General features: G+C 69.1%; 4 protein-coding genes. 2 read left to right on the top strand and 2 right to left on the bottom strand.

Translation table 11 applies throughout. The annotated features are described in order from the left end of the window. Window positions 1–36 precede the first annotated feature (36 nt). Window positions 37–816 (bottom strand): transcriptional repressor LexA, encoded by a 780-nt coding sequence (lexA, locus tag KWI83_RS29015; RefSeq protein ID WP_129801080.1) that lies wholly within the window; start codon window positions 814–816, stop codon window positions 37–39. A 593-nt stretch (window positions 817–1,409) separates the two neighbouring features. Here lexA and nrdR point away from each other — a divergent pair. After that, window positions 1,410–1,961: a transcriptional regulator NrdR gene (gene nrdR, locus KWI83_RS29020; RefSeq protein WP_218517350.1), complete on the top strand. Its 552-nt coding sequence runs from the start codon at window positions 1,410–1,412 to the stop codon at window positions 1,959–1,961. Window positions 1,962–2,124: 163 nt separating this feature from the next. After that, the gene (locus KWI83_RS29025) at window positions 2,125–5,010 is read left to right on the top strand and encodes a vitamin B12-dependent ribonucleotide reductase (RefSeq protein WP_218517351.1); all 2,886 of its coding nucleotides are present in this window, start codon (window positions 2,125–2,127) and stop codon (window positions 5,008–5,010) included. A gap of 121 nt (window positions 5,011–5,131) precedes the next feature. On the opposite strand, the gene KWI83_RS29030 is transcribed toward KWI83_RS29025, so the two are convergent. Continuing rightward, on the bottom strand, window positions 5,132–7,003 hold the full coding sequence (locus KWI83_RS29030) for a hypothetical protein (protein WP_218517352.1): 1,872 nt from the start codon (window positions 7,001–7,003) through the stop codon (window positions 5,132–5,134). Window positions 7,004–7,185: the final 182 nt, after the last annotated feature.

Genomic DNA, 7,185 nt, shown 5'->3' on the forward strand with positions numbered 1-7,185 from the left:
GGAGGGCAGCGGCGACAGGGCTGCCCGCGGTGGGCATCACACCCGCCGCAGAACGGCGACCACCTTGCCGAGGATCGTCGCGTCGTCGCCCGGAATCGGCTCGTACGCCGAGTTGTGCGGCAGCAGCCAGACGTGGCCGTCCTCGCGCTTGAAGCGCTTGACGGTGGCCTCGCCGTCGAGCATCGCGGCCACGATGTCACCGTTCTCGGCGACCGGCTGGCGGCGGACGGTGACCCAGTCGCCGTCGCAGATCGCGGCCTCGATCATCGAGTCGCCGACGACCTTCAGCACGAACAGCTCACCGTCACCGACGAGCTGCCGGGGGAGCGGGAAGACGTCCTCGACCGACTCCTCGGCGAGGATCGGGCCACCGGCGGCGATGCGCCCGACCAGCGGGACGTACGACGCGGCGGGCTTGCCCGCGGTGTCCGTGGGCTGCACGGATGCGGCCTGGTCGGAGCCGCGCACCTCGTACGCGCGAGGGCGGTGCGGGTCGCGGCGCAGGAAGCCCTTACGCTCCAGTGCCATCAGCTGGTGCGCCACGGAGGACGTGCTGGACAGCCCGACCGCCTGGCCGATCTCCCGCATCGACGGCGGGTAGCCGCGCCGCTGCACCGAGTCCCTGATGACCTCGATCACCCGGCGCTGCCGGTCGGTCAGCCCGGAGCTGTCCGCCCGGATGCCTGGAGGTCGGCCCGGCAGGGAGCGCTTGGGCCCCTCTGGATTCGTGGCTTCGTTCATCGCATGCACCGGCTCGAGTCGGCCCTGGGAGCGGTCCTGGGCAGTGATGGTGGCACTGTCTGCGGTGGTGGTCACGTCGGCCCCTCTCGATGGTCTCCCTGCTGCACAACGGTAGTTGCTTTCGAAAGGTTGCGCCAAACACACGTTCGAGTGAAAAAGTGCGAATCGCCGGACGTGATCATGTGTCTGGGTGTATGGCTGACGCGGCGCCCCGCAGGCAAAAGCGCCCTTTGTTGTACTCTTCACCGCCGGGGTGAGCCCTCGTGGGGTGCGGCCCAGTCTGCCATCCGGCGCCCCGCCAACCGGGCACCGGTCCCCGTCTGCGCGGGAGTCCTACGTCTTCTCCCTGTGTCGCTCACGGTATCTCCCCACGTGTCGCCGCGATACGGCTGTGCGCCGACGGGTCCGACGTGCCGCGCGCGTGGCGCGCGATGGGTCCGGCGCGCCGCACGCGCGCGTGGCGTGCGCTGATGCGCCCGCCGACACGCGAGGCCGGGTGGACGTACGAGCCAATCCCCACATCTAGTGGTTGGATGGCTACAGCAGCCCAGAAGTTGTGGTCCCCCCGGTCTTCGGCCGCGCGATCATCGCCTATGCTTGGGGTCGCTTCGAGGGGCCCACGGGTCTGTTGAGGCTATTGAGTCTGCTGTGAGGAGGGTTGGGAATCCATGCACTGCCCCTTCTGCAGGCACCCCGACAGCCGCGTGGTCGACAGTCGTACGACCGACGACGGCACGTCGATCCGCAGGCGCCGCCAGTGCCCCGACTGCTCCCGTCGTTTCACGACCGTGGAGACGTGCTCACTCATGGTGGTCAAGCGGTCCGGAGTCACCGAGCCTTTCAGCCGTACCAAGGTCATCAACGGTGTGCGCAAGGCATGCCAGGGACGGCCTGTCACCGAGGACGCACTCGCCCAGCTCGGCCAGCGGGTCGAGGAGGCGGTGCGGGCCACCGGGAGCGCCGAGCTGACCACCCATGACGTGGGGCTGGCCATACTCGGCCCGCTGCAGGAGCTCGACCTCGTCGCCTATCTGCGATTCGCGTCCGTGTACCGGGCCTTCGAGTCGCTGGAGGACTTCGAGGCGGCGATCGCGGAACTCAGGGAACAGCCGGGACGCCCCGCCGCGGACGACGAAGACGGCGGCACGGGGAGCCAGGAAGACGACCGCGGGTCCGGAGGGGCTGGTCAGCTCCCCGAGCCCGCGCGCGCCGCCGACTGATCGGCGGGCCGGGACCGGAGGCGGCATCCGGACCGGCCGGATCGGCGGCGATCGAAGACCTGTTGCGGGCGGCAGCGAGAGGGACCCGCAACACAAGACAGAACACCGTGCCACGGGAACATCGGGGCACTTCAGGGCGTTTTAGCCCGTACAGGGAGGCGGCATGACAGAGACGGCGAGCGGTCCGGCACGAGGTTCCCGAGCAAAGGGCACCAAGGCCACCAAGGGACTGCGTATCGAGCGCATCCACACCACCCCCGGCGTACACCCGTACGACGAGGTGGCCTGGGAGCGCCGTGACGTCGTCATGACCAACTGGCGCGACGGCTCGGTCAATTTCGAGCAGCGTGGCGTCGAGTTCCCCGACTTCTGGTCGGTGAACGCGGTCAACATCGTCACCAGCAAGTACTTCCGCGGTGCCGTCGGCACCCCGCAGCGCGAGACCAGCCTCAAGCAGCTGATCGACCGCATCGTGAAGACGTACCGGAAGGCCGGCGAGGACTACACGTACTTCGCCTCGCCCGCCGACGCCGAGATCTTCGAGCACGAGCTGGCGTACGCCCTCCTGCACCAGATCTTCAGCTTCAACAGCCCTGTCTGGTTCAACGTCGGAACCCCGCAGCCCCAGCAGGTCTCCGCCTGCTTCATCCTGTCCGTCGACGACTCCATGGAGTCGATCCTCGACTGGTACAAGGAAGAGGGCATGATCTTCAAGGGCGGCTCCGGCGCCGGCCTGAACCTCTCCCGCATCCGCTCCTCCAAGGAGCTGCTGTCCTCCGGCGGCAACGCCTCCGGCCCGGTCTCCTTCATGCGCGGCGCGGACGCCTCCGCAGGAACGATCAAGTCGGGCGGCGCTACCCGCCGCGCCGCCAAGATGGTCATCCTCGACGTCGACCACCCCGACATCGAGGACTTCATCGAGACCAAGGTGAAGGAAGAGGAGAAGATCCGCGCCCTGCGCGACGCGGGCTTCGACATGGACCTCGGCGGCGAGGACATCACCTCCGTCCAGTACCAGAACGCCAACAACTCGGTCCGTGTCAACGACGAGTTCATGAAGGCGGTCGAGCAGGGCGGCAAGTTCGGCCTGCGCGCGCGGATGACCGGTGAGGTCATCGAAGAGGTCGACGCCAAGGCCCTGTTCCGCAAGATGGCCGAGGCCGCCTGGGCCTGCGCCGACCCGGGCATCCAGTACGACGACACCATCAACCACTGGCACACGTGCCCGGAGTCCGGCCGTATCAACGGCTCGAACCCCTGCAGCGAGTACATGCACCTGGACAACACGTCCTGCAACCTCGCCTCGCTGAACCTGATGAAGTTCCTCAAGGACGATGGCAAGGGCAACCAGTCCTTCGAGGTCGAGCGCTTTGCCAAGGTCGTCGAGCTCGTCATCACCGCGATGGACATCTCCATCTGCTTCGCGGACTTCCCGACCCAGAAGATCGGCGAGAACACCCGCGCGTTCCGCCAGCTCGGCATCGGCTACGCCAACCTCGGCGCCCTGCTGATGGCGACCGGCCACGCGTACGACTCCGACGGCGGCCGCGCCCTCGCCGGTGCCGTCACCTCCCTGATGACCGGTACGGCCTACCGCCGCTCCGCCGAGCTCGCCGCGGTCGTCGGCCCGTACGACGGCTACGCCCGTAACGCCGACGCCCACAACCGCGTCATGAAGCAGCACGCCGACGCCAACGCCAAGGCCGTTCGCATGGACGACCTGGACACGCCGGTCTGGGCCGCCGCCACGGAGGCGTGGCAGGACGTGCTGCGCCTCGGTGAGAAGAACGGTTTCCGTAACTCCCAGGCGTCCGTCATCGCCCCGACCGGCACCATCGGTCTGGCGATGTCCTGCGACACCACCGGCCTTGAGCCCGACCTCGCCCTGGTCAAGTTCAAGAAGCTGGTCGGCGGCGGCTCGATGCAGATCGTCAACGGCACCGTCCCGCAGGCCCTGCGCCGCCTGGGCTACCAGGAGGAGCAGATCGAGGCGATCGTCGCCCACATCGCCGAGCACGGCAATGTGATCGACGCCCCCGGCCTCAAGCACGAGCACTACGAGGTGTTCGACTGCGCCATGGGCGAGCGCGCCATCTCCCCGATGGGCCACGTTCGCATGATGGCCGCGATCCAGCCCTGGATCTCCGGCGCCCTGTCCAAGACGGTCAACATGCCGGAGTCGGCGACCGTGGAGGAGGTCGAGGAGATCTACTTCGAGGCCTGGAAGATGGGCATCAAGGCGCTCGCCATCTACCGCGACAACTGCAAGGTCGGCCAGCCGCTCTCCGCCAAGAAGAAGGACACCACGGACGCCAAGGCGGAGCAGCCCGCCGCGGAGCCCACGGTCGAGAAGGTCGTCGAGTACCGCCCCGTCCGCAAGCGCCTCCCGAAGGGACGTCCCGGCATCACCACGTCCTTCACCGTCGGCGGCGCCGAGGGCTACATGACCGCCAACTCCTACCCGGACGACGGTCTCGGCGAGGTCTTCCTGAAGATGTCCAAGCAGGGCTCGACCCTGGCGGGCATGATGGACGCCTTCTCGATCGCCGTCTCGGTCGGTCTGCAGTACGGCGTGCCGCTGGAGACCTACGTCTCGAAGTTCACGAACATGCGCTTCGAGCCGGCGGGTATGACCGACGACCCCGACGTCCGCATGGCCCAGTCGATCGTCGACTACATCTTCCGCCGCCTGGCGCTGGACTTCCTGCCCTTCGAGACGCGCTCGGCGCTCGGCATCCACTCCGCCGAGGAGCGCCAGCGTCACCTGGAGACCGGTTCGTACGAGCCGCTGGAGGAGGACGTCGACGTCGAAGGCCTGGCCCAGTCGGCGCCGCGCGCCCAGGAGCTCAAGGCCGTCGCCACGCCGAAGGCCGACATCGAGGCGGCCAAGCCCGCCCCGAAGCAGGCTCACACCAGCGCCGAGCTGGTGGAGATGCAGCTGGGCATCCAGGCCGACGCCCCGTTGTGCTTCTCCTGCGGTACGAAGATGCAGCGCGCGGGCTCCTGCTACATCTGCGAGGGCTGCGGCTCGACGAGCGGTTGCAGCTGACACTGAGCGGATGCGCGTTGGCTACGACATCCGACGCGTTCGCTGAGCAGTGACGACTGGAGGGGCGTCAGCCGTTGGCTGACGCCCCTCGCCTCGCAATGGCCGGTATGTCCTCGCTGCCTCAGCCCGCAGTGAGCAACGCCCGGGCCAGGGTGCGGAGTTCTTCGTCCGGATGGCCCTGCCCTGAGAGGGGCGAGTCACTGAGCAGGCGGAGCGGGGAGAAGGCGAAGGAGCGAAGGGTGGGGCGGAGCTCCTCTGGGGTCTGGTTGGTGGCGGCGAGAGCCTTGAGGGCGCGGAGGCCGACCGGGGTGGGGCCGACCAACTCGACGAGCACGGGGACGGCGTGCTCCGTGGACCCGGTGATCCAGTGGTGGGCCTCGGCGGCCGCCATCCGAGTCCACTCGTACCCCGCTTCCAGCAGAGGCTCGATGAACGGCAGCAGCGGAGCGGCGGCGCTGCCCAGCGGCTGCAGGCTGCTCAGGTACCAGTGGGTCTGGCCCCGGGACGACAGCAGCCCCTCGAAGACGTGCAGCGCCGGACCGGCGTCACCGGTCAGCTGGTAGTGGGCCACGGCTGCCGCGGCTCTCAACGACGGGTCGTTGCTCTGCGCGGCGTTGCGCAAAAGGTCGGTGACCTCCCGCGTTCGTATGCCGTTGAGCCCGATTTGGCGGGCGGCGACGATGGCCGCGCGGCCGGTGCTGAGGCAGTCGACCAGTTCGGGTTGGGCCTGTCGCGCGGCGGCGCCGAACGGCGCCAGGGCCCCGACAAGGGCGATGCCCGCGTTCCCGGTGGCACCTGATGCCAGCTCTCGGCGGATCACGGGTATCAGCTGGTCGGGTGCCTCGGGGAAGTGCCGCGCCGCCGCTTCGAGCAACTGGGCACTGGGTCGGCGCGGCACCAGCTCCAGGGCGCGGGGGTCACGGGAGCGCACCAGGGCGAGGAGCGCCGGCTCGACGGCCGCGTCGCCGGCGCTCGCGTGCCGGTACAAGGCGTCCCGGAGGCCGGCGCCCGGCGCGGGCAGATGCTCGATCCAGTGGCCGATAGCGCGAAGGCGTCCGACGAGGCCACGGGTGTCCTTCTGGTGGGGAAGGGCGGACAGCAGCAGGTCCAGGACCTCGGGCTCCCGGTCGCGCCAGGTCTCGGCGATCTCCTGGGCCAGCCAGGATCCGCGCGAGCCGAGGTCTCCGGCCGCGATCCAGCGGGCGGCAACGGCGAGGCCCGCGTCCGCGTCCCGAGTGAGCAGGCGGGTGAGCTGCTCGTCCGAGGTGGTGGTGCCCGACCACGGGAAGTCGTCGTCCCCCGGGTCGGGTTCGGCACCGTCCTCGGCGATGACCTCCACAAGCTCAGCCGGGTACGGTGGCCCGGACCGTTCGGCGCCGAGCATGGCCGCGGCCAGCCTGACTTCGGGCAGGGGGCTGTCGAGTGCCGCTGCCGCCGTCTCCCGGCCGAACCGGGCGAGGACGACCATCGCGTCCGCCCGCACCGCTGGGACGGGATCGGTGGCGTACAGCTCCTCGATCTGACGTTCGACGGAGGTCCGCAGCTCACCCGGGAGGAGTTCGGCCACCGCCGCGACCACCCGGAGCGCTGCCCGGCGCACCACCCGCTCATCGTCCCCGAGACAGGGCAGCAGTTCCGGGACCACCTGGCAGAGCTCCGCGCAGACGCCGCCGACCGAGCTGCCGGGCCAGTGCGGAGATTCGATGTCCGCCGGGTCGTGGTCGGCGAGGACGGCGAGCAGCATCAGCAACTCGCCGCGCTTGCCCGGGGCGTGCCGGACGGCGTGGGCGAGGAAGGGGACGGCGGGTGCCGAAGCGGGGTAGACCGTGCCCTGGTGGTGGATGTTGCCGTAGAGCTCGTAGATCGCCTCGTCGGCCGTCTCCTCGTCGCCCTGATGGAGTGCTCTGATCAGCTCGGGCACGTCCTCTGCGGAGCCGTAGGCATGGGTCAGGGCGTGCCACGGTACCGCGTCCAGTTCGGCCGGAGATTTCATGGTCCGCACTCCTCATCTGATCAGGTGTGCCGACCATATCGATCACCACTGACAGTCATAGTGATACGCGGGTCCCCGGTGATCGTGACCCAATCACTGACTGACGTCTTGCTGGGCTGTCCTTGCTTTGATCTGTCCGGCTGCCGGGGCCCGGTTCCCAGGGCTCCGGCCGGGCGGAGCAT

The organism is Streptomyces sp. TRM70350 (genome assembly GCF_019219825.1).
Classification (GTDB): Bacteria; Actinomycetota; Actinomycetes; order Streptomycetales; family Streptomycetaceae; genus Streptomyces.